A 1,440-nucleotide genomic window follows, 5' to 3' on the forward strand; every position below is an offset into this window, starting at 1 on the left:
GCCGGACGTGGAGCCGCCCGCACCGTTCCGGCGGATCGGCGTCGTGCGCGCCGCCGGCGGCGGTGACGGGCCGCGGGTCCTGGTCGGCGGGAAGGTGCCGGACGTCGCGCCCGGCTGGGACCACTTCGCGGGCTGAGGGCGCCGGACGGCGTCCGCGGAGGACGAGGGGGCAGCCACGACGGTGCAGGTGTCGCGCCACGCGCCGCGGCGCTCCCGGCTGCGGGGTAAGGGCAGAGGAGCGTCCCCCTCGGGCTCAGTTGCGGCGGTACCGGACCTCGAGGAGCTCGGCACCGCCGACGTCGTCGTAGCGCTCGACGCCGTCGGCCTGGAACCCGTGCCGGCGGTAGAAGTGGCGGGCGCGGTCGTTCGCGGCCAGCACCCACAGCGAGACGCGCGTGCGGTCGCCGACCTCGGACAGCACGGTCCGCATGAGGTCCCGCGCGACCCCGTGGCCCCACGTGCCGGGGTCGAGGTAGATGGAGTAGATCTCGCGGTCGCCGCGGCTCGCGTCCTCGTCGCGGGCCGGGCCGACGGTGATGAAGCCGATGATCTGCCCGCCCGCCTCGGCGACCCACGTCCGCACCCGGTCCTCGGCGCCGTGCGCGAGGTAGCCCTGCCAGTCGCGCGTGCGGGCGTCGACGTCGAGGCTCGCGAGGTAGTCGGCCGGGACGATGCCCGCGTACGCCTCCTGCCAGGACCGGACGTGGACGGCCGCGATGGCAGCGGCGTCGGCGGCTCCGGCGGCGCGGACGGTCACCTCGTCGAGCTGCTCGATCATGACGTCACCCTGCCACATGGTCCGGGCATGGCGAAGGCCCGCGAGGCGATTGCCTCACGGGCCTTGCGACCGGTGGTGCGACGGCGTCAGACGGCGCGCTGGACCTTGCCGGCCTTGAGGCACGAGGTGCACACGTTGAGGCGCTTCGGGGTGCCCGCGACGACGGCGCGGACGCGCTGGATGTTGGGGTTCCAGCGGCGCTTCGTGCGCACGTGCGAGTGCGAGATGCTGTGCCCGAAGCTCGGGCCCTTGGCGCAGACGTCGCAGTTGGCAGCCACGATCTTCTCCTGTGTTCTTGCGGTCGGTCCCGGCCCCGACGGGTCGGGACCGATGCGGGCACGTCGCGGGGACCGCGACGAAGTCGGTTGTCGGGACGCGTCCGTCACCGGGCCTGGGGCGTCCGGATCGGGGTCGACGGGCCGGTGTGGCCCGCGCGTCACCTGTGCCCGAGTCGTCGGGCAACCGGTCAAGACTAGCCCATGGCCCGCAGGCGACCCAAATGTGGGCGCGATGCGGCAGGGTGGGGGACCAGCAGCGGGACCTCGGGCCGCCCGCCGCGGGCGCCGACGTGCGCCTCGAGCCGACGCCCGGGCGGTGACCGGAGGGATGGACGTGCTCGACGCCGACGTGCTGCGCGCCTGGGCCGGCGGTGCCCGCACGGC

At 75.1% G+C, this 1,440-nt stretch carries 2 protein-coding genes; both read right to left on the reverse strand.

From position 1 onward, the window contains the following. Window positions 1–253 precede the first annotated feature (253 nt). Window positions 254–796, reverse strand: coding sequence for a GNAT family N-acetyltransferase (locus HGA02_RS19200; protein ID WP_246248108.1), 543 nt, complete (start codon window positions 794–796; stop codon window positions 254–256). 68 nt (window positions 797–864) lie between these two features. Continuing rightward, window positions 865–1,056 (reverse strand): 50S ribosomal protein L28, encoded by a 192-nt coding sequence (gene rpmB / locus HGA02_RS19205; protein ID WP_029289091.1) that lies wholly within the window; start codon window positions 1,054–1,056, stop codon window positions 865–867. Between the last annotated feature and the right edge of the window lie 384 nt (window positions 1,057–1,440).

The organism is Cellulomonas septica (assembly GCF_012396155.1).
Lineage (GTDB): Bacteria > Actinomycetota > Actinomycetes > Actinomycetales > Cellulomonadaceae > Cellulomonas > Cellulomonas septica.

Coding starts and splice junctions, on each gene's coding strand:
- HGA02_RS19200 (WP_246248108.1), bottom strand. CDS start 796: ATGTGGCAGGGTGACGTCATGATCGAGCAGCTCGACGAGGTGACCGTC.